General features: G+C 72.6%; 24 protein-coding genes. 16 read left to right on the forward strand and 8 right to left on the reverse strand.

The window, feature by feature from the left end; genetic code table 11:
• Window positions 1-225 precede the first annotated feature (225 nt).
• The gene (locus IE317_RS13075) at window positions 226-1,158 is read left to right on the forward strand and encodes a PrsW family intramembrane metalloprotease (RefSeq protein ID WP_191309724.1); all 933 of its coding nucleotides are present in this window, start codon (window positions 226-228) and stop codon (window positions 1,156-1,158) included.
• Window positions 1,159-1,162: 4 nt separating this feature from the next.
• On the opposite strand, the gene IE317_RS13080 is transcribed toward IE317_RS13075, so the two are convergent.
• From IE317_RS13080 to IE317_RS13090, 3 genes are all read right to left on the reverse strand, one after another.
• The gene (locus tag IE317_RS13080; protein ID WP_013227672.1) at window positions 1,163-1,363 is read right to left on the reverse strand and encodes a DUF3072 domain-containing protein; all 201 of its coding nucleotides are present in this window, start codon (window positions 1,361-1,363) and stop codon (window positions 1,163-1,165) included.
• Window positions 1,364-1,429: 66 nt separating this feature from the next.
• A complete protein-coding gene (locus tag IE317_RS13085) occupies window positions 1,430-1,852 on the reverse strand; it encodes a hypothetical protein (protein WP_191309726.1) in 423 nt (140 codons plus the stop codon).
• 64 nt (window positions 1,853-1,916) lie between these two features.
• Window positions 1,917-2,966 carry a C40 family peptidase gene (locus tag IE317_RS13090; protein WP_191309728.1) on the reverse strand — a complete coding sequence of 350 codons (1,050 nt, stop codon included), beginning with the start codon at window positions 2,964-2,966 and terminating at the stop codon, window positions 1,917-1,919.
• A gap of 352 nt (window positions 2,967-3,318) precedes the next feature.
• Between IE317_RS13090 and IE317_RS13095 the strand changes: the two genes are divergently transcribed.
• The 5 genes from IE317_RS13095 (at window position 3,319) to IE317_RS13115 (ending at window position 8,380) form a co-directional block, all read left to right on the forward strand.
• Entirely contained in the window at window positions 3,319-3,522 is a 204-nt protein-coding gene (locus IE317_RS13095; RefSeq protein WP_191309729.1) for a heavy-metal-associated domain-containing protein, read from the forward strand.
• Entirely contained in the window at window positions 3,519-4,406 is an 888-nt protein-coding gene (locus tag IE317_RS13100; protein WP_191309731.1) for a hypothetical protein, read from the forward strand. Before IE317_RS13095 ends, IE317_RS13100 begins: the two co-directional genes overlap by 4 nt.
• On the forward strand, window positions 4,403-6,571 hold the full coding sequence (locus IE317_RS13105; protein WP_191309733.1) for a heavy metal translocating P-type ATPase: 2,169 nt from the start codon (window positions 4,403-4,405) through the stop codon (window positions 6,569-6,571). The genes IE317_RS13100 and IE317_RS13105 overlap by 4 nt, the downstream gene beginning before the upstream one ends.
• 76 nt (window positions 6,572-6,647) lie before the next feature.
• The gene (locus IE317_RS13110; protein ID WP_191309734.1) at window positions 6,648-7,478 is read left to right on the forward strand and encodes a peptidoglycan-binding domain-containing protein; all 831 of its coding nucleotides are present in this window, start codon (window positions 6,648-6,650) and stop codon (window positions 7,476-7,478) included.
• An 83-nt stretch (window positions 7,479-7,561) separates the two neighbouring features.
• The gene (locus IE317_RS13115) at window positions 7,562-8,380 is read left to right on the forward strand and encodes an LLM class flavin-dependent oxidoreductase (RefSeq protein ID WP_191309736.1); all 819 of its coding nucleotides are present in this window, start codon (window positions 7,562-7,564) and stop codon (window positions 8,378-8,380) included.
• On the opposite strand, the gene IE317_RS13120 is transcribed toward IE317_RS13115, so the two are convergent.
• Window positions 8,322-9,275, reverse strand: a complete 954-nt coding sequence (locus tag IE317_RS13120; protein ID WP_191309737.1) for a threonine/serine dehydratase — start codon at window positions 9,273-9,275, stop codon at window positions 8,322-8,324. The genes IE317_RS13115 and IE317_RS13120 overlap by 59 nt on opposite strands.
• Window positions 9,276-9,359: 84 nt before the next feature.
• Here IE317_RS13120 and IE317_RS13125 point away from each other — a divergent pair, with 84 nt between their 5' ends.
• Window positions 9,360-10,235 (forward strand): LysR family transcriptional regulator, encoded by an 876-nt coding sequence (locus IE317_RS13125; protein WP_191309739.1) that lies wholly within the window; start codon window positions 9,360-9,362, stop codon window positions 10,233-10,235.
• A gap of 1 nt (window position 10,236) precedes the next feature.
• Here the strand turns inward: IE317_RS13125 and IE317_RS13130 are convergent, their stop codons facing one another.
• Window positions 10,237-11,160, reverse strand: coding sequence for a LysR family transcriptional regulator (locus IE317_RS13130; RefSeq protein WP_191309741.1), 924 nt, complete (start codon window positions 11,158-11,160; stop codon window positions 10,237-10,239).
• Between the two features lie 73 nt (window positions 11,161-11,233).
• Between IE317_RS13130 and IE317_RS13135 the strand changes: the two genes are divergently transcribed.
• The 4 genes from IE317_RS13135 (at window position 11,234) to IE317_RS13150 (ending at window position 14,114) form a co-directional block, all read left to right on the forward strand.
• Window positions 11,234-12,151 (forward strand): DMT family transporter, encoded by a 918-nt coding sequence (locus IE317_RS13135; protein WP_191309742.1) that lies wholly within the window; start codon window positions 11,234-11,236, stop codon window positions 12,149-12,151.
• Between the two features lie 10 nt (window positions 12,152-12,161).
• Complete coding sequence (locus IE317_RS13140; RefSeq protein ID WP_191309744.1) at window positions 12,162-13,058, forward strand: NAD(P)H-binding protein; 897 nt, start codon at window positions 12,162-12,164, stop codon at window positions 13,056-13,058.
• Window positions 13,055-13,669: a CPBP family intramembrane glutamic endopeptidase gene (locus IE317_RS13145; protein WP_191309746.1), complete on the forward strand. Its 615-nt coding sequence runs from the start codon at window positions 13,055-13,057 to the stop codon at window positions 13,667-13,669. Before IE317_RS13140 ends, IE317_RS13145 begins: the two co-directional genes overlap by 4 nt.
• A gap of 181 nt (window positions 13,670-13,850) precedes the next feature.
• Complete coding sequence (locus tag IE317_RS13150) at window positions 13,851-14,114, forward strand: SecDF P1 head subdomain-containing protein (protein ID WP_191309747.1); 264 nt, start codon at window positions 13,851-13,853, stop codon at window positions 14,112-14,114.
• Between the two features lie 4 nt (window positions 14,115-14,118).
• Here IE317_RS13150 and IE317_RS13155 read toward each other — a convergent pair whose 3' ends face one another.
• On the reverse strand, window positions 14,119-14,589 hold the full coding sequence (locus IE317_RS13155; RefSeq protein ID WP_191309749.1) for a MarR family winged helix-turn-helix transcriptional regulator: 471 nt from the start codon (window positions 14,587-14,589) through the stop codon (window positions 14,119-14,121).
• Between the two features lie 82 nt (window positions 14,590-14,671).
• Here IE317_RS13155 and IE317_RS13160 point away from each other — a divergent pair, with 82 nt between their 5' ends.
• The 3 genes from IE317_RS13160 (at window position 14,672) to IE317_RS13170 (ending at window position 16,632) form a co-directional block, all read left to right on the forward strand.
• Window positions 14,672-15,313: an FMN-dependent NADH-azoreductase gene (locus IE317_RS13160; RefSeq protein WP_191309750.1), complete on the forward strand. Its 642-nt coding sequence runs from the start codon at window positions 14,672-14,674 to the stop codon at window positions 15,311-15,313.
• 121 nt (window positions 15,314-15,434) lie between these two features.
• A complete protein-coding gene (locus IE317_RS13165; protein WP_191309752.1) occupies window positions 15,435-15,941 on the forward strand; it encodes an ATP-binding protein in 507 nt (168 codons plus the stop codon).
• 64 nt (window positions 15,942-16,005) lie between these two features.
• On the forward strand, window positions 16,006-16,632 hold the full coding sequence (locus IE317_RS13170) for a response regulator (RefSeq protein WP_191309754.1): 627 nt from the start codon (window positions 16,006-16,008) through the stop codon (window positions 16,630-16,632).
• Here the strand turns inward: IE317_RS13170 and IE317_RS13175 are convergent.
• A complete protein-coding gene (locus IE317_RS13175) occupies window positions 16,613-19,975 on the reverse strand; it encodes an indolepyruvate ferredoxin oxidoreductase family protein (RefSeq protein WP_229902685.1) in 3,363 nt (1,120 codons plus the stop codon). The two genes, IE317_RS13170 and IE317_RS13175, sit on opposite strands and share 20 nt — an antisense overlap.
• 152 nt (window positions 19,976-20,127) lie before the next feature.
• Here IE317_RS13175 and IE317_RS13180 point away from each other — a divergent pair, with 152 nt between their 5' ends.
• Both IE317_RS13180 and IE317_RS13185 read left to right on the forward strand, forming a co-directional pair.
• On the forward strand, window positions 20,128-20,568 hold the full coding sequence (locus IE317_RS13180) for an Lrp/AsnC family transcriptional regulator (protein WP_191309757.1): 441 nt from the start codon (window positions 20,128-20,130) through the stop codon (window positions 20,566-20,568).
• Window position 20,569: 1 nt separating this feature from the next.
• Complete coding sequence (locus IE317_RS13185; RefSeq protein ID WP_191309759.1) at window positions 20,570-21,325, forward strand: hypothetical protein; 756 nt, start codon at window positions 20,570-20,572, stop codon at window positions 21,323-21,325.
• Here the strand turns inward: IE317_RS13185 and IE317_RS13190 are convergent.
• Window positions 21,322-22,305 (reverse strand): hypothetical protein, encoded by a 984-nt coding sequence (locus tag IE317_RS13190; protein WP_191309761.1) that lies wholly within the window; start codon window positions 22,303-22,305, stop codon window positions 21,322-21,324. The two genes, IE317_RS13185 and IE317_RS13190, sit on opposite strands and share 4 nt — an antisense overlap.
• Window positions 22,306-22,313 lie beyond the last annotated feature (8 nt).

Below are 22,313 nucleotides of genomic sequence, written 5' to 3' on the forward strand. Positions count from 1 at the left end.
CTCGGCTGCCCGCCCCACGGCCCACCGGCCCAGATCAAGGCGCCAGCGGGGGTAGGCCGGTGTGCGCGCGGGGATCTACTGCGGCCCGCGGCCCTCAGGCCGGGCCCAGGCCAAGCGACCTGCGCGTGCGCGGATGACCAACCGCGAGGGCAGCAGCTCACCGCCCAGGCCCAGCCCAGGCGGCCAGCGGGTGCGGGGTTCCGGAAACCGGGGCACAGTACCCCCATGGCCCTTCCGTCCGCACGTCCCGCGGCCGGGGCCCGGTCACGCCGGGTCTGGCTGCGCATGTTCCTGACCGGTGCCCTCCTCTGGGGGCTCGCCGTGGTCGTCACCTTCGTCACCGGCAACCCGAACCTCGTGCCCACCGTTGTCCTGCTCGGCAGCTTTCTCGTGCCCGTCACCTTCGTCGCCTGGGCGTTCGGGCGGCGGCGGAGCGGGGAAGTGACCTCCGAACTGCTCTTCAGCACCTTCGTCGCCGGTGGGGTGCTCGGGGTGTTGGCCGCGTCGCTGCTCGAGTCCTACCTGCTCCACCCCTCCGCCTGGCTGTTCGCCGGGGTCGGGCTGATCGAAGAAGCCGTCAAGCTGGCCGTGCTGGCCGTGCTCACGCGGCACCTGCGGGTCAAGTTCGCCACCGACGGGCTCGTGCTGGGCGCCGCCGTCGGGTTCGGGTTCGCCGCCTTCGAATCCGCCGGCTACGCCTTCACCGCGCTGTTCACCGAACGCGGGCTCTCGCTCATGGACCTCGTGCAGACCGAGCTGCTCCGCGGCGTGCTCGCGCCCGTCGGCCACGGCCTGTGGACCGCGATCCTCGGCGGCGTGCTCTTCTCCGCCAGCGACCACCGCCACTTCGCCCTGACGCTCCGGTTGCTGCTCAGCTACCTCGGTGTCGCCCTGCTCCACGCCCTGTGGGACGCCATGCACGGCATCGCCCTGGTGCTCACCCTGCTGCTCACCGGCACGCCGTGGCAGTACGTCCAGCTGGAACAGGGTTACCAGCCGCAGCCGACCGCGCTGCAGGCCGACGTCTTCACCCTGCTCTCCTGGGGAGGCCTCGCCCTGGTGTCCGTGATCGGCGTCGGATGGCTGCTCGCGGTCCGGGCCCGGGCCCGGCGCGGCGAGCGGCCACCCACCGTGCTGTGGCGGATCCCCGCGAGGTGACCCCTCACGTGCCGCGGCCGGTCGTCTTCTGCAGGGCGTCGATCCGCTCGGACGCCTCCGCCTTCGTCAGGTTGTCCGGCACCTCTTCGCCGGCTTCCTGCGCCAGGGTCTGGAGGTACGACTTCTGCGGCCCGGTCATCGGCTCGTCGCCGGTGGTCCAGTCGCTCGGGTCCTTCTCGGGGTTCGGCTCGACCTGGTCGGTCATGTCAGCTCCAATCGAACGTTTGTTCGTCTGCGGTCGACTCTAGCGCAGGGGTCCGACAATCGCCGGTCACGTGCCGGCCGGGGGCTTGCTCGGGACGCCGGCCTCGTGACCCGGGCGCCCGTGCGTCCGGCGGTCGTCCTTCATCTGCTGTTCGTGCAGGTGGCGGCGGCCGCCGGTGAGCGAAGTGAGCAGCTCACGCTCAAGGTCGCGGTGGGCCTTGTAGTAACCGTCGTCGTATTCCTCGACGACCTGGAAAGTCCACCGATCGGGTAACACGTTGCGCCCGATGAGCTCTTCGGAGATCCGCCGCGCCCAGTCGCCGTGCCCGGCCTTCTCGAGCTGCTCCACGGCCTCGCCGAGGGCCAGGTCGGCGCTCCCGGTCAGCTGGTGGAAGGAGTAGAGGTGCCCGCGGGCGCGCTCGATCGTCTCGAGCGCCTCGGTCACCTTGCCGACCGCTTCGACGGTGGCGGCGTCAGGGTTCTCGTCCATGCGCGAAAAGTGCCCCGTTCCGCGATTTCTACACGTCGCGGAACGGGGCACCGGCCCGGAAAGGTCACGCCGTGGGGCGCGTGGCTCCCGCGTACTGGCTCATCAGCGGCGAGATCTTGACGACGTCGCCGCTCGTCGGCGCGTGCACCATCTTGCCGTCGCCGATGTACATCCCGATGTGGGACACGGGGGAGTAGTAGGCGACCAGGTCGCCGGGCTGCAGCTGGCTGCGCGACACCGGCGTGCCGAAGCCGGCCTGGGCCGCGGAGTTGCGCGGCAGGGTGATGCCGGCCTGCTTGTACGCCCACTGCATCAGGCCGGAGCAGTCGAACGTGCTCGGCCCGGTGGCGCCCCAGACGTAGGCGCTGCCGAGCTTGCTCAGCGCCGCGTTGACCGCGGCCTGCGCGGCCGCGGTGGGCGCCTTGACGTTCGGCGCCGCGCCACCGGTGTCCTTCTGGGCGGCCTTGTCGGCGTTGCTGAGGGTCCGGCTCTGCGCCTCGATCTGGTCGATCTGGCCCTGCAGGTCCTTCTTCTTGGCCTCGATGTCCGAAGCCAGCTTCGCCGCCGCGTCCCGGGCGTCCTGCGCCCGCTTCGCCGCGTCGGCGGCCGACTTCTCGGCGGCCGTCGCCTTGGCCGCCGCGCCGCTGAGGTTGTCCATCGCGGAGTTCTTGTCGGTCGCGATGACCTCGAGCGCCGCCGAGCGGTCCAGGAAGTCCTGAGTGGACGTTCCGGCCAGCAGGGCCGACAGCTTGTTCATCTGCACGCCGCTGGTGAACGACGCACCGGCGAACTTGTCCACTTCGGACTGGTACTGCTGCTTGGCCGCGATGGCCTGGGCGCCGGCGTTCTTCGCGGCCTCGACGTCGGCGTTGGCCTTGTCGAGCTGGCCTTGCTTCGCGGTCAGGTCGTCCTGGGCCCGGAGCAGGTCTTCGTTGAGCTTTTCCGCCTGGGCCGCGAGTTCGCGGTACTTGGCGAGGGCGTCCGACCCGGCGGGCGGCGCCTGGAGGACGGGGACGGGGGCGGCGGTGGCCGGCTGGGCCATGGTGACGACGGTGATCACCGAGGCCGCGGCGAGGGCACCTGACACCACGCGCTTGACGGGATGCGAACGCATTCTCGCGCGGGTCTCCTTTGCTGATCGGCCGCCGTCGGGTACCGGCACGGCGAGCGGGGGTCTCGCCCGTGCCCGGGCGCGCTCGACCGCAACAGGAAGAGCCCGCGGTGGGGTCCGGTACCCGGCAGGGGGTATCGGCGGCGATCTCGCGTCGCCGTCTGGGGACGACCGGGGGCCGCGAGATCTCGAACAGGTTACGAAACGAGCACGGGCACGTCCAGGGCGGAGCCCCGGAAACTCTCCGTGACGCCGATCAACACGCCTGGACCAGTGTGAACGTCACCGAATGTGGCTGAGATTACAGGCCGTCACGGCCTTGTTTACCCTACCCCCCTAGGGTATGTATGAAGGCATGACGAACTCGACCTACACCGTCACCGGCATGACCTGCGGCCACTGCGCCCGGTCGGTGGAAGAGCAGATCCGCGAACTCGACGGCGTCACCGGGGTTGCCGTGGACCTCGGTACCGGCGCGGTCACCGTCCGCAGCACCGCGGCCCTGTCCGTCGACGACGTGCGCGGTGCCGTCGAAGAGGCGGGATACCGGCTGACATGAACACCGCAGCGAAGCTCTCCGCCTACGGTGCGGCGCTCGTCCTGGTCGCCGGCGGCGCCTGGGCGGCCGGCACGGCCGCCGGTCCCTTCTCCGACGCCGCCGAGGCGCCCGCCGGGCACGGGGACACCCACGGCGGCGGCGCCACCGAGGTGGCGGACCACCAGCCCGGCGGGCTGGCGTCGGCCGCGGGCGGCTACACCCTCACGCCCGCGACCACCACGCTCACCCCGGACACCACCACCAGGTTCGCGTTCAAGATCACCGGCCCGGACGGCGCCGCCGTGACCGCCTACGACGTCGAGCACGAGAAGCGGCTGCACTTCATCGTCGTCCGCCGCGACACGACCGGCTACCGGCACCTGCACCCCGACCTGGCCGCCGACGGCACCTGGACCGTGGCGATCCCGGTCGCCGGAGCGGGCAGCTACCGGGCCTTCGCGGACTTCACGCCGTCCGGCGGGAAGGCGCAGACGCTCGGGGTCGACCTCGTCGCGCCCGGGCCGTTCCAGCCGGTCGAACACCGCGAGTCGCGCACCGCCGACGTCGGCGGCTACCAGGTCCGGCTCGACGGCGACCTGGTTCCCGGCCGCGCCTCCCGGATGACGGCGACGGTGACCCGGGACGGCCGCCCGGTCACCGACCTGCAGCCCTACCTCGGCGCGTACGGCCACCTCGTCGCCCTCCGCGGCGGCGACCTGGGGTACCTGCACGTCCACCCGGACGGCGAACCGGGCGACGGCAAGACCTCGGCGGGCCCGGCCGTGACGTTCTTCGCCGAGGTGCCCTCCGCCGGGACGTACCGGCTGTTCCTCGACTTCCGCCACGGCGGCGTCGTCCGCACCGCCGAATTCACCGTCACCACCGTGGCAGGAGGCCGGGCATGACCGCGCAACTGGACAAAGCCGAGGTCGAGCTGGCCATCACCGGCATGACCTGCGCGTCGTGCGCCATGCGCATCGAGCGCAAGCTCAACAAGCTGGACGGCGTAACCGCGACCGTCAACTACGCCACGGAGAAGGCGAAGGTCGTCTACGCCGGTGACGTCGCTCCGCAGGACCTCGTCGCCCAGGTCGAAGCGGCGGGCTACGGCGCCACGCTGCCCGCCGCCGAACCTGAAGCGGGCGAACCGGCCGAAGAGGACCCCACTCGCTCCCTCCGCCAGCGCCTGCTCGGCTCGGCCGTGCTCAGCGTCCCGGTGATCGCCCTGGCGATGGTGCCCGCCTGGCAGTTCACCTACTGGCAGTGGATCTCCCTCGTCCTCGCCGCGCCGGTCGTCACCTGGGGCGCGTGGCCGTTCCACCGCGCCGCGTCCGCCAACCTCCGCCACGGCGCGGCCACCATGGACACGCTCATCTCGATCGGCACGCTGGCCGCGTTCGGCTGGTCGCTGTACGCGCTGCTGTTCGGCAGCGCGGGCACGCCCGGCATGACGCACCCGTTCGAGCTGACCATCGAGCGGCTGGCCGGCGACGGCGCGATCTACCTCGAGGTCGCCGCCGGCGTGACCACGTTCATCCTGGCCGGCCGCTACTTCGAGGCCCGCTCGAAGCGCCGCGCCGGCGCCGCCCTGCGTGCGCTGCTGGACCTCGGCGCCAAGGACGTCGCCGTTCTGCGCGACGGCCGGGAACAGCGCGTCCCGATCGGCGAGCTCGCCGTCGGCGACCGGTTCGTGGTGCGGCCGGGAGAGAAGGTCGCGACCGACGGCGTCGTCGAGGACGGCGGGTCCGCGGTCGACGCTAGCCTGCTCACCGGCGAGAGCGTGCCGGTGGAGGTCGGGCCGGGTGACGCCGTGGCCGGCGCGACGGTCAACGCCGGCGGCCGGCTCGTCGTCCGCGCCACCCGCGTCGGTGCCGACACGCAGCTGGCGCAGACCGCGCGGCTGGTCGAGGAGGCGCAGACGGGCAAGGCGCAGGTCCAGCGGCTCGCGGACCGCGTCTCGGCGGTCTTCGTCCCGATCGTCATCGCGCTCGCCGTGGCGACGCTCGCCTTCTGGCTCGGCGCCGGCGAGACGCCGTCGGCCGCGTTCACCGCCGCGGTCGCCGTGCTGATCATCGCCTGCCCGTGCGCGCTGGGCCTCGCGACGCCGACGGCGCTGCTCGTCGGCACCGGCCGCGGCGCCCAGCTGGGGATCCTCATCAAGGGCCCCGAGGTGCTCGAATCGACCCGGCGCGCCGACACCGTCGTGCTCGACAAGACCGGCACCGTGACGACCGGGAAGATGGCGCTGGTGCAGGGCGACGGCGAAGTGCTGCGCCTCGCGGGCGCGGTCGAGGCCGCGTCCGAACACCCGGTGGCGCAGGCGATCGCGGCCGCCGCTCGCGAGCGGTTCGGCGACCTGCCGTCCGTTGTGGACTTCCGCAGCACGCCGGGTCTGGGCGTCGAAGGCGTCGTCGAAGGACGCAAGGTCGTCGCCGGGCGGGCGGAGTTCGCCGGCGACGAACCCGCGGAAAACCCGGGCACCACCGTCTCCGTGGCCTGGGACGGCCAAGTCCGTGGCCGGCTGGTCGTCGCCGACACCGTGAAACCGACGTCGGCCGCGGCGATCCGGCGGCTGCGCGGACTCGGCCTGACCCCGGTGCTGCTGACCGGGGACAACGAAGCCGTGGCGCGGGCGGTCGCCGCCGAGGTCGGCATCGAGCGCGTGATCGCCGAGGTGCTGCCCGCGGACAAGGCCGAGGTCGTGCGGCAGCTGCAGGCGGACGGCAAGGTCGTGGCCATGATCGGCGACGGCGTCAACGACGCCGCCGCGCTCGCGCAGGCCGACCTGGGCCTGGCCATGGGTACCGGCACCGACGCCGCGATCGAGGCGGCCGACCTGACGCTCGTGCGCGGTGACCTGCTCACCGCGGCCGACGCGATCCGGCTGTCCCGCCGGACGCTGCGGACGATCAAGGGCAACCTGTTCTGGGCGTTCGCCTACAACGTCGCCGCGCTGCCGCTGGCCGCCGCGGGCCTGCTGAACCCCATGCTCGCCGGCGCGGCGATGGCGGTCAGTTCGGTCTTCGTCGTCACGAACAGCCTGCGTCTGCGAGGGTTCCGGGCTGGGTGAAACCGGTTTGTACGTCCCTTGTATCCGGTTGCGTGATTCTCCTCCCCGTAGCGATTCCGACCCATGGAGGACAAGGATGTTCACGAAGGCCGCCGTGCTCACGGCGCTCACCGCCGCTGCGTTCGCCGTGGCCGCACCGGCTCAGGCCGAGACTGCGGCCACGACGGTGCTGCCCGGTGCGAACATGGAGGCCGTGCTGAAGGCGGCCCAGATCGACCCGCGCCGCGCCGACGACACCCTGACCCCGGGCGCGCACGACAGCGTCCTGCTCGTCGAGCAGGCGCTGCAGGCGAAGGGGCTGCTGGCGAGCCAGTACGTCGACGGTTACTTCGGCACCAGCACGATCGAGGCGTACTCGAAGTACCAGAAGTCGCTGGGCTACACCGGTCTCGACGCGTCCGGCCTGCCGGGCAAGACCTCGCTGGAGAAGCTGGGCGAAGGCCGCTACACGGTCACGAACCCGGTCTCCGCCGGCAGCCAGGTGACCTACCACGGCAAGACGCTCAACACCCGCACCAAGGCGATGCTCGTTGCGGCGGAAGGGAAGGCGGGCTTCCAGGTCACGCTGACCCAGGGCTCGTACAACCCGGGTGGCGTCGACGCCTCGGCCGGGACGCACGACGGCGGCGGCGCGATGGACATCTCGGTGTCCGGCATGTCGTCGACCAACCGCAACAACCTGCTGAAGGCGCTGCGCAACGTCGGGTTCGCGGCCTGGTACCGCACGCCGGCGCAGGGCTTCGACTACCACATCCACGCGATGGCCGTCTCCGACCCGGACCTGTCCTCGGGGGCGCAGCACCAGACCGGCGACTACTACCTGGGCATGAACGGCCTGGCCGGCCGCGGCGCCGACGACGGCCCGCAGGTCGCGAAGGTCACCTGGGAGGAGTACCAGCGCGGCTGACCCCGCGGGTGCGCCCGGCCGTGGTGGCACGGCCGGGCGCACCGGTGGTTTGATCGAAGGACCAACGACGTGGGGGTGTTCCGATGCCGCAGAAGGCGTTCCGGTTCGGCGTGGTCGCGGGAGCGACCGAGGGTGGCGCGAAGTGGCTCTCCACCGCTCGCCGCGCCGAAGAGCTCGGCTATTCGACGCTGTTGTGCCCGGACAACCTGAACATGCCGACGCCGACCGCCGCGCTCGCCGCGGCCGCGGCGGCGACGACCGAGCTGCGCGTCGGCTCGTTCGTGCTGGCCAGTCCGCTGCGCACCGCGCGGGCGGCGGCCTGGGAAGCGCACAGCCTGACCGTCGTCACGAGCGGCCGGTTCGAGCTCGGCCTCGGCACCGGGCGGCCGGAGATGCGGCAGCAGGCCGGGGAACTCGGCCTGCCGTACGGGTCGGGGCAGGAGCGGCTCGACGCGATTTCCGAGACGGTGGACCACGTCCGCCGGCTCGACGGCGACGGGCACACGCCGGTGATGATCGCCGCGGGCGGACCCAAGGCGCGCCGCCTCGCCGGGCTGAAGGCCGACATCGTCACGATGGCCGGCGGCGTCCTGACCACCCGGGAGGAAATGACCGGGCACGTCGAGGAAGTCCGGTCGGCGGCCGGGGACCGCGAGATCGAGTTCGCGATGAACATCTGGGTCGTCGGCACCGAGGTACCGCCGTGGATTCGCGGCTTCATCGGCGTCGACGCCGAAACGCTCATCGAGCACGACTCCCTCGGCCTGCTCCGCGGCGACGTCGATGAAATGGCGGCGGAGCTCGAACGCCGTCGTGACGAGCAGGGCGTGTCCTACTTCAGCGTCAACGGCGCGTTCCTCGAGGAGTTCGCGCCGGTGGTGGCGCGGCTGTCGGGGAAGTGAGCGTCGCCGGATCGGTGTTGGCGCCGCAGAGCAGGACGGCGACCCGCTCGCCCGGCGCGGGCCGGTAGGCGCCGGAGAGCAGGGCGGCGAACGCGGTCGCCCCGCCGGGTTCGACGGCGAGGCGGTAGCGGTCCCACAGCGTCGCCCGCGCGTCGACGATCGCGGCGTCGTCCACCAGCACCGAGCCCGCGTTCGTGCGGGTGGCGACGGCGAAGGCGATGTCGCCGAGCCGGGTCGCGCCGAGTGAGTCGGCGGCGACACCGGAGACGTCGACCGCGACCGGCTCGCCGGCGGCCAGCGCCGAGTGCAGCGTGGGGATGGTGCGCGGCTCGACGCCGACCACGCGCGCCCGGCCCTCGACCGCGGCGGCGACGCCGGCCAGCAGCCCGCCACCGCCGACCGCGACGAGGACCGTGTCCAGGCCGCCGGTCTGCTCCAGCAGTTCGCGGCCGAGGGTGCCCTGGCCGGCGCAGATGTCCGGCTGGTCGTAGGCGTGGCAGAAGAGCTCGCCGGTGTCCGCGGCGTGTTTCACCGCCGCGTCGTAGGCGTCGGCGTACTTCTCGCCGGTCAGTTCGATCGCCGCGCCGAGCCGGCGCAGCTTCGCGACCTTCACCGCGGGCGCGGTCGCGGGGACGTACACCCGCGCCGGGAGACCGAACTCCCGGGCGGCGTAAGCGACGGCCAGCCCGGCGTTGCCGCCCGAAGCGGCCACGACCCCGGTCTGCTCGCCCGCGGCGAGGATCCGGTTGAAGGCGCCCCGGGCCTTGAAGGATCCGGTGTGCTGCAGCTGCTCCAGCTTGAACCACACGCCTTCGTCCGCGGCGAGCACCGGTGTCCGGCGGACCCGGCCCTCGATGCGCGCGGCCGCCCGTTCCACATCCGCAGTGCTGATCATGGCTCCAGCATGCGCGCGGGCCGCCGTAAGCACCAGCGGCGTCTCCTATGCTGGATTAAGCAGAACTTAAGGCTGGAGGCTTCCGTGCTCGACGCCCACCGCCTGGCCGTGCTGGCCGAGGTCGCGCACGCCGGCTCGATCGCCGCGGCCGCCGAGCGGCTTTCCTTCACGCCGTCCGCCGTCTCGCAGCAGGTGGCCAAGCTGGAGCGGGACGTCGGTGCCCGCCTGCTCGACCGCCACGCCCGCGGCGTCACGCTCACGCCGGTCGGGGAGGCGCTGCTCGTGCACGCCGAGGCGATCGTCGGGGAGCTGCGCACGGCCGAGCGGACGGTCCGCGCGCTGCTCGAAGAGGAGCTGACCGTCGGCACGTTCGCGAGCGCGGGCATGACCCTGGTGCCCGCCGCGCTCGCGAAGTTCCGTCGCGACCACCCCGGCGTGGCGCTGCGGCTGCTGGACCTCGAGCCGCCGGACGGGTACGGCCTGCTCAGTTCCCGCGAGCTGGACCTGCTGATCACCCACCGCTATCCCGGCGCACCACTGCCCGATCCGCGCGGTCTGCAGCGGTCGCTGCTGCGCTCGGAGCGGTTCCGGCTGATCCTGCCGAAGGGTCACGAGAAGGCGCGCACCCGCCGCCTCACCCTGCGGGCGCTGGCCGCGGAGGACTGGATCTCCGGCGGTCCGGGCGTGCCCAACCGGGCGTGCCTGGAGCAGCTCGCCGACGCCGCCGGCGTCCGGTTGCGGGTGGCCTACGAAACGCGGGACTACCAGGTGATCGTGGCGCTGGTCGAGGCCGGGCTGGGCATCGCGTTCGTTCCCGAGAGCGTGCTGGAGCGGGTGGGCGCGGCCCGCGTCGAGGTCCGCGACGCGGCGGACGCCCGGCCGGCGCGGGAGATCTTCCTGGTGCACCACCGGCGGCCCGGCCGGCTGGTGACCGAGATGGTGGCGCTGCTGAGCCGGTGACTCAGCCCACCGGACGTCCCGCGCTCTCGAACCGCGCCGACGCCGCCCGCAACGCGTCCAGGCACGCCCGCACCGCGCCGCGGTCTTCTTCACCCGCCCGGCAGATCGCCTGGATCGTCCGGCTCAAGGCCGGCCGCGTGGTCAGGATCCGCACCCCCTCGGGCAGCCGGTCGCGAGCCAGCCGGGGCACCAGCGCCGCGCCGACGTTGCCCGCCACCAGGGCCAGCTGGGTGGGGTAGCCGCCGACCGTGCAGCTGATCCGCGGCTCCAGCCGCTGCTTGCGCAGCACCTGCACCAGCCACTCGTGACACCCGGACCCGGCGGTCCAGCCGATCCACGGCAGATCGTCCACTTCGGACAGATCGACCGCCTTGCGGTGCGCCAGCCGGTGGCCGGCCGGGAGGGCGAGGTCCGCGACGTCGGAGAACAGCGCGATCCGCGTCGTCGACGGCGGGATCACCGTCGGACGGTCGGTCCAGCTCTCCAGCACCGCGACGTCGAGGTCGCCGGCCAGCACGCGGGGCATCGTCTGCTCGGCCTCGCCCTCGTGCAGGGTCACCTCGAGGCGCGGGTGCTGCGCGGCGAGGGTGGCCAGCGCCGGCGGCAGCAGCGCGTGGACCGTCGTCGGGATCGCGCCGATGCGCAGCGGGCCGATGACGTCCTCGCGCAGGAGTTCCAGATCCGCCTTCGCCGCGGCGACCTGGGCGAGGATCCGCTCCGCGTGCCCGGCCAGCACCTGGCCCGCCTTCGTCAGCCGGACCCCGCGCCCGCGCGGCTCCAGCAGGGGCTGGCCGGCCTCGCGTTCCAGCTTCGCCAGCTGCTGCGACACCCCGGACGGCGTGACGTGCAGGGACTCGGCCGCCGCGGCGACCGAGCCGTGGGCCGCGACCGCGTGCAGCGCCCGCATCCGCTCGAGTCCGAACACGGTAGGAACGCTACCGAATTCCGCGCAGAAACATTCGCTTGTTCTTGACAGTCGGCGCCCGCAGGCTGGACGCGTGCTCACGACCGCCCCCGCTCCGCCGTTCACCCGCCGCCTGGACCCGCGGCTGCTCGCCGCGCTCGGCAGCTTCTGCATCTCGCTGTCGTCGGTCTTCATCAAGGTCTCGCACGCCAGCGGCAGCACGAGCGCGTTCTGGCGGTGCCTGCTCGCCCTGCCGGTGCTGCTCCTGCTGGCCGGGCGCGAACGGCGGAAGGACGGCCCGGCGCCGCGCCGTCGCGTCCTCTTCCCGTTGCTGGCCGGCACCGGGCTCGGCCTGGACTTCGTGCTCTGGGGCGAAGCGATCCCGCGGGTCGGCGCCGGCATCGCGACCGTGCTCCTCGCCGTCCAGGTGGTCATCGTGCCGCTGCTGGCGTTCGCGTTCCTGGCCGAGCGGCCGTCCAAACGGTTCTTCGCCGCGGTGCCGGTGCTGCTCGGCGGGATCGTGCTGGCCGGCGGGTTCGCCGGCACCGGTTCGTTCGGGCCGGACCCGGTCACCGGCGCCGTCGCGGCGCTGCTGGCCGGCGCCGGGTACGCCGGTTACCTCTTCCTGATCCGGCTCAGCGGCGGCACCGGCACGCAGGCGCACTCGCTGGTGCTGGCCACGGTGTCCGCCGGTGCGGTCGCGGTCGTGCTCGGCGTCCCGACCGGCACGCTCGACCTCACGCCGGGCTGGCCCGCGTTCGGCTGGCTGATCGCCCTCGCCGCCGTCGGCCAGCTGACGGGGTGGCTGCTCATCTCCGCCGCGCTGCCCCGGATGTCCGCCACCACCGGGGCGACGCTGATGCTGCTGCAGCCGGTCGGCGCGGTGCTGCTGGGAATCGGCCTGCTCGGCGAGACGCCCGGGTGGGCCCAGCTGATCGGGTGCGCGGGCGTCGTCGCCGCGGTGTGCTTCGCCGGAGGCGGACGCGCTGCGCGCGAAGGCCGTCCCGGCTAACGTCGCGGGCATGCGGGTGCTGGTGGCCGGGGCGTCGGGGTTCGTCGGCAGCCGGTTGTGCCCGGCTCTCGAGGCGGCCGGGCACGAGGTGCTCGCGATGACCCGCCACCCCGCGAAGTACCGCGGCGCCGGGAAAGCCGTCGGCGGTGACGTCGCCGACGTCGGTTCCCTGCGCGACGCGCTCAAGGGCGCCGAAGCCGCGTACTACCTCGTGCATTCACTCGACAGTGCGGACTTCAAGCGCCGCGACGCCGACGCCGCGCGCGCGTTCGCCCGGGCCGCGGCCGACGCGGGCCTGCGCCGGATCGTCTACCTCGGCGGGCTCGGGGACGACGACGACACGCTGTCCGAGCACCTGGCCAGCCGGCGCGAGGTCGAGCGGCTGCTGGGGGAGACCGGCGTGCCGGTGACGGTGCTGCGCGCCGGGATCGTGATCGGGCACGGCGGTACGTCGTGGGAGCTGACGCGGCAGCTGGTCGAGCACCTGCCGGCGATGGTGACGCCGCGCTGGGTGCGCACCCGCACGCAGCCGATCGCCGTCGCCGACGTCGTCCGGTACCTGGTCGGCGTCCTCGACCACCCGGAAGCGGCGGGCCGGACGTTCGACATCGGCGGCCCCGAAGTGCTGGCCTACCGCGACATGCTGCAGCGGGTCGCGGCGATCGAGGGACGGCCGCTGCTGCTCCTGCCGATACCGCTGCTTTCGCCGCGGCTGTCGTCGTACTGGCTGTCGCTCGTCACGAATATCGACGTCACCACCGGGCGGGCCCTGATCGACTCGATGACCAACGAGGTCGTCGTCCGCGACGACGCGATCCGCCGGATCGTCGAGTTCGAGCCGATGGGCTACGACGAAGCGGTCCTCCAGGCACTGGGCGAGCGCGCGAAGAGCAGGCGGACGCCGTGAAGCCGGTCCTCGCCGCGGTGACCGCCGCCGGATCCGCCCTGCTCGGCGCGTCACTGGCCAGCCGCCCCGGATCCCGCCGCTTCCACGTGCTCACGGCCTCGGTCGCGGCAACGTGGCTCGCCGGGGCCCGGACGGCCGGACCGGTACCCCGGGGCCGCCCGGACGTCGTGCAGCCGGTGATCGTGGGCGCGGGCGCGTTCGGCGTGTTCTACGGGTGCGCGCTGGTGGCCCGCCGCGTCCCGCCGCTGCGCCGCGCGATCACCGGAGTGCTGGACCACGCCCACCGCGGCCCGACGGCCTCGGTGGCGGCGACGGCGTTGGTCACGGGAGTCGCGGAGGAGGCGTTCTTCCGCGGCGCGCTCTACGACGCGGCGGGAGCGCGGGCTTCCACCGCGGTGTACGTGCTGTCCACGGTGGCGACGCGGAATCCCGCGCTGGTGCTGGCCTCGGCGGCGATGGGGACGGTGTTCGCGCGGCAGCGGGGCCGGTCGGGCGGGGTGCAGGCGCCGGCGCTGACGCACGTCGTGTGGTCGGCGCTGATGCTGGCCTTCATGCCGCGCCTCTTTCCGCCGAAACCGCTCGATACCCCGGGTGCGCCCACGCCAGGATGACCGCTTGTGCGGATCTTTCCGGCGGCGGTCGCCGTTCTCACCGCGGTCGCCGGGTGCTAGGCCGGAGCCTCCGGCAAGGACGGGACGCAGCTGCGGTTCCGGCCGGTCCGGCGGCAGAGCATGAACCCGGGCACTGAGGAGGCCGCCGCGCGAGCGCTCTCCTGCGCGCCGGAACAGCCTGATGACCTGGACGGCCGTGACGACCCGGCGCACCCGGTACGTCCTCGGCCCGGGGTTCCTCAGCGGTGCGGAGGTGGGCTCGGGGGAGGCCGGCCTCGACCCCGCGACGGGCGGAACCGTCCTGGTGCTTTCCTCCACCGATGCCGGAGCGGACTCCTGGGCGGAGGGGACCCGGCACAACGTCGGCCAGGAGTTCGAGGTCGTCCTGAAGAGCCGGGTGCTCGCCGCCCAGCGGAGCAATGCCGTGGTCACCGACGGCGCCTGACCGTTCAGCAGGGCGGCGTCTCCCGGCAGGCTTCCACGCCCGTCTTGCTCGTCGCCTGCTGCAAGAGCGTGTAGAGCGTCTCGCGCTGCTCGTCGCTCAGCCCGCTGAACACCTCGTCCTCGACCGCCGTCAGGGCGAACTCCGCGCGCGCCAGCAGCTTCGCGCCGACGTCGGTCAGGTCGACCAGGTGACGGCGGCGGTCCTCGGGCGACCGGCGCCGCTCGATCAGGTTCTCGGTCTCCAGCTCGTTGAGCAGGGTGACGACGTTCGTGCTGTCCATTTCCAGGATCTTCGCCAGGTCCTGCTGCGAGCTGCCGCCCGCGTCGCGCAGCACCGTGAGGGCGATCAGGTGGCGGGGCCGCAGCCCGAGCGGGGCCAGCACCGACTCGCTGCGCAGCCGCAGCCGGCGCGCGAGGTGGTCGATCAGCGCGCCGCAGCGGTGCGGGGGCTGGTTGACGACCGGAAGCGAGGTCATGCGCCCAGTATATGGGCAGTCCAATGGTCGATGTGCTATCAATAGTTTGTCTCACACCAACGATCTATGGACGGCTAACGACATGGCTCATCTCCTGCACATCGACTCGAGCATCCAGGGCGACGCCTCGGTGAGCCGGCGGCTCAGCGCGCGGGCCGCCGCGGCGTGGCGCGAAGCGCACCCGGACGGCACCGTCACCTACCGCGACCTGGGCGCGAACCCGATCCCGCACATCGACGCGGCCGGCGGGCTGGCCGGCCGGGTGCCACCCGCGGAGCACACGCCGGAGCAGGCGGCGGCCTGGGCGCGGACGGTCGAACTCGTCGAGGAGGTCAAGGCGGCCGACACCGTGCTGCTGGGCCTGCCGCTGTACAACTTCGGGCCGCCGAGCAGCGTCAAGGCCTGGGTCGACCACCTGATCGCCCCGGGCCTGTCGATCGACCCCGAAACCAACGCGGGCCTGCTCGGCGGCCGTGAGTTCGTCGTGCTGGCCAGCCGGGGCGGCGGCTACGGCGAAGGCACGCCCCGCGAAGGCTGGGACCACGCCGAGCAGTGGCTGCCCCACGGCGTCTCCCTGACCGGCCTGGAGCCGCGCTTCATCACCGCCGAGCTGACGCTGGCGCCGGTCCGCCCGGCCCTGGCGGAACTCATCCCGCTCGCCGAAGAGAGCCTGGCCGCGGCGGAACGCGCCATCGACGAGCTGTGGGTCCCGGCCCGGGTCTGATCGACGAGGGTGCCTCGCACCACCCGACGGCGGTACCGCCCGGCCCGGGCGGTACCGTGCCGCGGCGGGCGGACTGACGTGGTGCGGGCACAAGCCGCACCCGGGGCGAGGAAGGTCGGGTTTGAGCGCGCACACCTCCCAGATGGACGACATCCGGCTCGTCGCGCAGCCCAGCGCGCTGCCGGTCACCGAGCTGTTCGTCCGCCTGATTCTCACCGACTGGTCCCTGCTGCCGATGCTGGAGCAGGTGACCGCCACCGCGAAACGCCTGGTCGAGGCCGTGGTCGACGCCAGCGACCCGAAAGCGCCCGCGTTCGTCACGCTGCGGCTGCGGCTGCGCGCCGAGGTGCTCTCGATCGAGGTCGACGACGACGTCCCCGGGCGGCCCGACCCGCAGGCCCGGCCCGGCGAGCGGCTGGGCGTCGAACCCGCCGAGGGCGGCGGCCGCACCACCTGGTGCGAGCTGCCGCTGCCGGGCGGGATGACCGCGCGGCAGGTGCGCCTGCCCCGGCGCCAGGAGCGCCGGACGCTCGTCGACGAGCCCGTCTCCGGTGACCCGGTGGCCGCGGACCCGGAAGTCCTGGAGCGCCTGCTGACCCGGCTGAGCGGCTGGTCCGGCCAGAGCTGAACGCTTTCCCCCGCGCATCCGTGCATCCAGACAGGAGCGACGGGGACGCGAGGAGGCAGCCGCCGTGCGGATCGTGATCGCGGAGGACGACGCCCTGCTGCGGGAAGGGCTGGTGCTGCTCCTGCGCAGTGAGGGGTTCGAGGTCGCCGCCGCCGTGGACCACCCCGGCGACCTGCTGACGTCGGTCGAGACGATGGCACCGGACCTGGCCGTCGTCGACGTCCGGATGCCGCCGACGTACACCGACGAAGGGCTCCGTGCCGCCCTCGAAGCCCGGCGCCGGGCGCCCGGCCTGGCGATCCTCGCGCTTTCGGCGTTCGTCGAAGACGGCTACGCGGGCGACCTCCTGGCCGCCGGTGGCGGCGGAGCCGGGTACCTGCTCAAGGAGCGCGTCGGCAAGCCCGAGGAGTTCCTCGACGCCCTGCGGCAGGTCGCCGCGGGCGGCACGGTACTGGACCGGGACGTGGTGGCCGTCCAGCTGGCCCGGCCACGGCCCGGTGACCCGGTGGCGACGCTCACCGAGCGCGAACGCGAGGTCGTGGCCTTGCTGGCCGAGGGCCATTCGGTACCGACGATCGGACGGCTGCTCGGCATCGGCACCGCCGCGGCCCGGCGGCACGCCGGGGACGTCAGCACGAAGCTGCGCGTCCCCGACGGTGCCCAGGCGATGCTCAGCTACCTGCGGGCGTGAGGACTTCGGCCTGCTTTTCGCGGTACCGGGCCACGTTCGCCAGCTTGACGTCTTCGTAGCCGCGGACCAGGTCGGGCAGCTCGGCCAAGATCCGCGCCCGGCCGGCGTCCCCGGCGTGCAACGCCTGCAGGACCACGCTGCGGTAGTCCTCGATCAGCTCGCGCTCGACCTTGCGCACCTCGGCGCGGCCGAACGGGTCGAAGCGGGTCCCGCGCAGCCGCCGCAGCGCGTGCAGCAGGCGGAACGCCGGCCGGAACCACGGACCGAGGGTGATCTTGCGCTGCATCCCGAGCGCCCGCAGCACCGGCGGGTGCAGCCGGTAGGCGTACTTCGTGCCCGCGCCGAACTGCTCCGCGAGCCCGTCGGTGAACGCCGGGTCCAGCGACAGCCGCGCCACCTCGTACTCGTCCTTGTAGGCCATCAGCTTGTACAGGTGCTTCGCGACCGCCTCGGTGATCTCCGTCGGCCCGCCTTCCAGCACCCGCACCCGCTCGACGAACTCCGCGTACGCGCGGGCGTAGGCCTTGTCCTGGTAGGCGATCAGGTCGGGGATGCGGACGTCGAGCAGCCGCGCCAGTTCGGAGCCGGGCTCGGCGTGCACCAGGGCGCGCATCGCGTGCGGCTTCTTCGGCGCGGGCTCCGGGGCGTCCGCCGGGGGCTCGGCCACGAGCAGGCGGCCCCGGCGGAACGCCTGCAGGTTCGCGGCGACCTGCGTGCCGTTCAGCTCGATGGCGCGCTCGATCACCGACGCGGGCAGCGGGATCGCGCCGGTCTGGAACGCCGCGCCGAGCTGCAGCACGTTGGCGAACTGGTCGTCGTCGAAGAACTCCTCGGCCAGGCCGCGCGCATCCAGCGACACCGTGCGCTCCGCCGCGGCTTCCAGGGGCGCGAGCACGCGGCCGGGGTCCGGGAAGGACACCGTCGTGTCGACGACCATCCGGCCGGTCGGGACCTCGGTCGTGGAGACGACGGCGATCGTGCGGGCCGGGTCGGCGACCACCAGGTTCGCCGCGTCCGCGCCGACCAGCGCGTCGCAGGCCAGGTAGAGGTCGCACTCGCCGGCGGCGAGCTTCGGGGCCTGCTCGACCGGTACCGCCGTCACCTTGAGGTCGGAGACGACCGCGCCGCCCTTCTGCGCGAGCCCGGTCTGGTCGAGCGTGCGGACGTGCCGCCCGTCGAGCACCGCGGCGGTGGCGAGGATCTGGGTCACGGTGACCACGCCGGTGCCGCCGATCCCGGTGATCCGCACGGTGAAGTCGGTCTTCGGCGTTTCCGGCGCCGGGACGGCGTCGGCGGCCAGCTCGGCGGTCTTCCGGCGTCGCTTCTTCCCGGACGGCACCACGGTGACGAACGACGGGCAGTCCCCGGCCAGGCAGGAGTAGTCGACGTTGCACGACGACTGGTGGATCGCGGTCTTGCGGCCGAACTCGGTGTCCACCGGCTGTACGGACAGGCAGTTCGATTTGGTGCCGCAGTCGCCGCAGCCCTCGCAGACGCGTTCGTTGATCACCACGCGCGTCGCGGGCGCGGTTTGCTTGCCGCGGCGGCGTTTCCGGCGCTTTTCGGCCGCGCACTCCTGCTCGTGGATCAGCACGGTGACGCCCTTGATCGCGGCCAGTTCCTCCTGCGTGCGCAGGAGTTCGCTGCGGTCGCGGACCTCGACACCGGCGGGCAGCTTCCGGTGCTTCGCCGGGGCGTCGCTGGTGATCACGACCCGCTTCGCGCCTTCGACGAGCAGCAACTGAGCGAGCTTCTCGACGGGCAGCCCGCCGACCGCGTCCTGGCCGCCGGTCATCGCCACGGCCGAGTTGTAGAGGAGCTTGTAGGTGATGTTGACGCCGGCGGCGACGGCCGCGCGCACGGCGAGGCTGCCGGAGTGGGTGAACGTGCCGTCACCGATGTTCTGGACGAAGTGCTCGGCGTCGACGAAGGGGGCCATGCCGATCCACTGGGTGCCTTCGCCACCCATCTGCGTCACGCCGAGGACGGTGCCGACCTGGTCGGGTTCCATGAACAGGGCCATGGTGTGGCAGCCGATCCCGCCGCCGACGAGCGTGCCTTCCGGCACCTTCGTCGACGAGTTGTGCGGGCAGCCCGAGCAGAAGTACGGCGTGCGGGCGAGCAGCGGGACGGCGATGCGCTCGCGGCGGCGGCGTCCCCGGTAGGCCTCGACCGAGGGAAGGCCTTCCGGCAGGATCCTCGCCAGTCCACCGGCGATGCCGTCCGGGTTCAGCTCGCCGAGTTCGGTGAACAGCGTGCGGCCGTCGCGGTCCTTCTTGCCGATGATCCTGGGCGCGTTCGCCACGCCGTACAGGACCTCTTTGAGGGCGGTTTCGACGAACGCGCGCTTCTCCTCGATGACGACGATCTCGTCGAGGCCCTCGGCGAACTCGCGGACGATCGCCGGTTCGAGGGGGTGGATCGCACCGAGCTTGAGGATGCGGATGCCGTGGTCTCCGTCGTGCAGGCCGAGGGTGCGCAGCGCCTGCTGGAGGTCCAGGTAGGACTTGCCGGCGGTGACGATGCCGATCCGGTCGGCCGGTCCGCGCCGGGTGATCCGGTTGACGGTGCTCGCGCGCAGGTAGTCGAGGGCCAGCGGGAGGCGGACGGTGAAGAGGCTGCGTTCCAGCTCGGCGAGGCTCGTGCCGAGCAGCCGTGACGTGGGCGTGTGGCGGTAGGCGTTCCGGATTTCCGGTGCGGTCCACCGGGGACTCACGGTGGCGGTCCCGGACGCGTCCGCGACGTTGGCGACGATCTTCAGCGACGTCCACAGCCCGCTGGCCCGCGACAGCTCGACGGCGTGCATGCCGAGGTCGAGGACGTCCTGGGCGTCGGCGGGGAAGAGCACCGGGACGGCCAGGTCGGCGAGGGCGAGCTCGGAGGCGCACGGCACGGTGGAGGACTTCGCGTTCGGGTCGTCGCCGACGAGCGCGACGGCGCCGCCCCGCGGGTCGGTGCCGGCCAGGTTGGCGTGGCGCAGGGCGTCGGTGGCGCGGTCGAGACCGGGTGCCTTGCCGTACCAGAAGCCGGTGACACCCCTCCGCCCGCCGGCGCCCGCCACGAGCTGGCTGCCCATGACCGACGTCGCGGCCAGTTCTTCGTTGAGGCCGGGCCGGTGCACGACGTCGTGCTTCTCCAGCAGCGTCGCGCGGCGGCCGAGTTCGAGGTCGTAGCCGGCCAGCGGCGAGCCTTCGTAGCCGGAGACGAAGACGGCGGGGTCGCCGCCGCGGGCGCGGTCGTGGCGCACGCGGTCGAACAGCAGCCGGACCAGGGCCTGCACCCCGGTCAGGTGCACGGTCCCGGCCTCCCGCAGATAGCGGTCCTCCAGCGTGAACGTCTCCACGGCGGGGCTCCCTTCGCCTTCGTTTCGGGGCACGATGCGACGTGCGCCACAGTGACGCAACAGGAGGTGTCGCTATGGGATCCAGGACGCAAAAATCAGCGGGTCGCGGAAAGATTTTGCGCGAATTTTTGCGCCGAGTTACGCTCCCGCGCATGCCCGAAGAGCTGCTCGACGCCACCGATCGCGAGATCCTGGGCCTGCTTCGCGAGGACGCCCGCCGCACGCTGTCCGACATCGCCGGCCGGGTCACGCTGTCCACGGCGGCGGTCAAGCGCCGCATCGACCGGCTGCGGGACAGCGGGGTGATCACGGGGTTCACCGTCCAGGTCGATCACGCCAAACTGGGCTGGGGGATCGAGGCGTTCACCGAGCTGCGGTTCGTGGGCAACACGAAGGTCGACGAGATCCTCCACACGACCACGCGGATGCCGGAGGCCCAGGCGGTGTTCACCATCGCGGGCGACCCGGACGCGCTGGTGTGGCTGCGCGTCCGGGACATGGCCCACCTGCAGAAGACGATCGACGAGATCCGGCGGCACCACCAGGTGACGGGGACCAAGACGTTGATCGCGCTGGAATCCTGGTCGCGTTGACATGGAGATCGTGACGCTGGCGCAGCGGCCGGACCTCGTCGAGGCGGTGTATGCGATCCCTTATCCTCCGGGATCGCCGCGGTTCATGCAGGGCAGCCTGACGAGCCTGCTGGTACGGAGGCGGCGGTTGGCCCGGCGGTGGCCCCATCTGGTGGTGGCGCTGCTGGAGGGTGGTTCGCCGGTGGCGCGGGGCGTCATGGTGCCGTTCCGGGAGCGTTCGCCCTTTCCGGCTCGGGGGTGGGACGAGGTGGCCGTGTGGGCTGCCGAGGATGCCCTCGACGGGGTTGCGCCTGATACCGCTGGTGCTCTGGAAATCGCTGTGCATCCTTCGTGCCAGGCGCGTGGGCTCTCTTCGGCCGTGCTCGCCGGTATGCGGGATGCTGTTGCCGCGGCGGGGCTTTCGTCGCTTGTCATTCCTGTCCGGCCGCCCGACAAGGCTTCGGTTCCGTTGGTTTCCATGGGGGACTACGCCTCTGCTGTCCGGCCGGATGGGCTGCCCGTCGATCGGTGGCTGCGTACTCATGTTCGGGCCGGGGGCGTGATCGAGGGGGTCGCTTCTTGCTCGGCTACCGTGCAGGCCCCGTTGGCCGACTGGCGGGAGTGGACCGGGTTGCCGTTCGATCGGGATGGTCCGGCGGTCGTCCCCGGGGCCCTTGCTCCGGTTTTGGTGTCCACTGTGGATGATTATGCCGTCTATGTCGAAGCCAACGTCTGGGTTTCCCATCGGGTGCCGGAACACCCTGCGCGGCTGGGCTAGCCACGCAGGAGGACGCCCGAGGTCCGCTCCCGCTCGAAGAACGTCTCCGGCCACTCGATCGAATCCGGCGGCGCATCGATCGCCGTGGCGCGGCGGCGGAGCTCCGCCAGGTACCCCGTGTCCAGGACGGCCCGGGCCGAAAGCGGCTCGCGCAGCAACAGATCCGCCGGCCCTTCGTACAGGTACGCGTCCACGCCCGGATAGCCACGCGTTCCCGGCGGGTAGTCCCGGTTGACCGGGAAGAACGTCGTCTCCAGCGATCCCAGCCACGAACCCTGCAGGGGCACCAGCTGCGGCCACGAACCCAGCCGCTGCTCGAGGCGCGCGTTGTCGGCGGTGAACCCGCGGTGGTCCGCCACCACATACGCCGCGCCCGGGTACTCGCGTTCCAGGCGCGCCACCGCTGCGCTGCCTCCGTCGTGCGTCAAGTGGCCCAACCCGAACAGCAGCAACGCCTTCCGGTTCTTCTGCAGCACCTGCGTCTTCACCACCGAGGCGATCGAGGCGTCCCGATCCAGGAACGGCTCCAGGTCCGCCGGCGACTGAACCCGGCTCCAGTCGACCGGCGGGTCGGTGGCCAGCACCCGAATCTTTCGCGACGCCGGCAGGGCGGTGTTGACCTGCCGGACCAGGGCGAACAGCTGCTCGTAGAACGTCGAGAACCCACAGCTCGGCTGCGTGGTGTCCCGCCACACGCTGCTGATCTCCGGGACCGGGACGCCCGCGGTGTACGCGTCCAGCAACGGCTGGAGGCGCGCGTTGCCGCACTCCACCGCTATGTCGTTCACCCGGCCCGGAAACCTCGGGTCGCGGATCAGGTCGAACACGAACGTTCCGACGTCCGGGCTGGACTTCGCCACGATCGCGTGGCTGTCGAAGGCCGCCAGCAGCGCCGTCGCCGGGTCCGGGCGCCGCTGGCCCGCGTCCGCCGGTGAAACGAGCAAGACCGCGGCCGCGAGTACGGCCAAGAAGAGTCGCACCTGAGCTC

Origin of the sequence: Amycolatopsis bullii (assembly GCF_014654205.1) — a bacterium.
Classification (GTDB): Bacteria; Actinomycetota; Actinomycetes; order Mycobacteriales; family Pseudonocardiaceae; genus Amycolatopsis; species Amycolatopsis plumensis.

Coding starts and splice junctions, on each gene's coding strand:
- IE317_RS13075 (WP_191309724.1), top strand. CDS start 226: ATGGCCCTTCCGTCCGCACGTCCCGCGGCCGGGGCCCGGTCACGCCGG.
- IE317_RS13120 (WP_191309737.1), bottom strand. CDS start 9,275: ATGATCAGCACTGCGGATGTGGAACGGGCGGCCGCGCGCATCGAGGGC.
- IE317_RS13095 (WP_191309729.1), top strand. CDS start 3,319: ATGACGAACTCGACCTACACCGTCACCGGCATGACCTGCGGCCACTGC.
- IE317_RS13090 (WP_191309728.1), bottom strand. CDS start 2,966: ATGCGTTCGCATCCCGTCAAGCGCGTGGTGTCAGGTGCCCTCGCCGCG.
- IE317_RS13185 (WP_191309759.1), top strand. CDS start 20,570: ATGGAGATCGTGACGCTGGCGCAGCGGCCGGACCTCGTCGAGGCGGTG.
- IE317_RS13105 (WP_191309733.1), top strand. CDS start 4,403: ATGACCGCGCAACTGGACAAAGCCGAGGTCGAGCTGGCCATCACCGGC.
- IE317_RS13110 (WP_191309734.1), top strand. CDS start 6,648: ATGTTCACGAAGGCCGCCGTGCTCACGGCGCTCACCGCCGCTGCGTTC.
- IE317_RS13115 (WP_191309736.1), top strand. CDS start 7,562: ATGCCGCAGAAGGCGTTCCGGTTCGGCGTGGTCGCGGGAGCGACCGAG.
- IE317_RS13180 (WP_191309757.1), top strand. CDS start 20,128: ATGCCCGAAGAGCTGCTCGACGCCACCGATCGCGAGATCCTGGGCCTG.
- IE317_RS13160 (WP_191309750.1), top strand. CDS start 14,672: ATGGCTCATCTCCTGCACATCGACTCGAGCATCCAGGGCGACGCCTCG.
- IE317_RS13080 (WP_013227672.1), bottom strand. CDS start 1,363: ATGACCGACCAGGTCGAGCCGAACCCCGAGAAGGACCCGAGCGACTGG.
- IE317_RS13150 (WP_191309747.1), top strand. CDS start 13,851: ATGACCTGGACGGCCGTGACGACCCGGCGCACCCGGTACGTCCTCGGC.
- IE317_RS13085 (WP_191309726.1), bottom strand. CDS start 1,852: ATGGACGAGAACCCTGACGCCGCCACCGTCGAAGCGGTCGGCAAGGTG.
- IE317_RS13140 (WP_191309744.1), top strand. CDS start 12,162: ATGCGGGTGCTGGTGGCCGGGGCGTCGGGGTTCGTCGGCAGCCGGTTG.
- IE317_RS13100 (WP_191309731.1), top strand. CDS start 3,519: ATGAACACCGCAGCGAAGCTCTCCGCCTACGGTGCGGCGCTCGTCCTG.
- IE317_RS13155 (WP_191309749.1), bottom strand. CDS start 14,589: ATGACCTCGCTTCCGGTCGTCAACCAGCCCCCGCACCGCTGCGGCGCG.